Origin of the sequence: Mesorhizobium sp. M6A.T.Ce.TU.002.03.1.1, assembly GCF_003997275.1 — a bacterium.
Classification (GTDB): Bacteria; Pseudomonadota; Alphaproteobacteria; order Rhizobiales; family Rhizobiaceae; genus Mesorhizobium; species Mesorhizobium mediterraneum.
Window position 1 is genome coordinate 1 of sequence record NZ_RZTI01000343.1, and the last position, 343, is coordinate 343.

Genomic DNA, 343 nt, shown 5'->3' on the forward strand with positions numbered 1-343 from the left:
TCATAGAGCAGCGTGCTTGTGTTGGCCGCGGGCAGGTTCGACAGCGTCGCCACGTCGACGAAATTGGCGCCGCCGGTGGTCCCGTCATGATCGACACTGAGAGTGCCTGTCGCCGAATCGTAGTTCACGAAATCGCCAACATTGGCTCCTCCGGGAGCTGTGTCGAACAGCGACGTCAGGTCTATCTTGTCGCCTTGCCCGCCATTGTAGTCGACGATGAGATCCTTGATGTCGAGACCGTCGAGCTTAAATGTATCGGCGCCCGTGCCACCGGTCATGGTATCCTGGCCGAAGCCGCCGATCAGAGTGTCATTGCCCGCTCCGCCGTTGATCGCATCATTGC

1 protein-coding gene is annotated in these 343 nt (G+C 59.5%); it reads right to left on the reverse strand.

The window, feature by feature from the left end:
• A partial coding sequence (locus tag EOC93_RS33865; RefSeq protein ID WP_281033184.1) for a type I secretion C-terminal target domain-containing protein occupies positions 1–278 on the reverse strand: 278 nt, incomplete at its 3' end.
• Positions 279–343 lie beyond the last annotated feature (65 nt).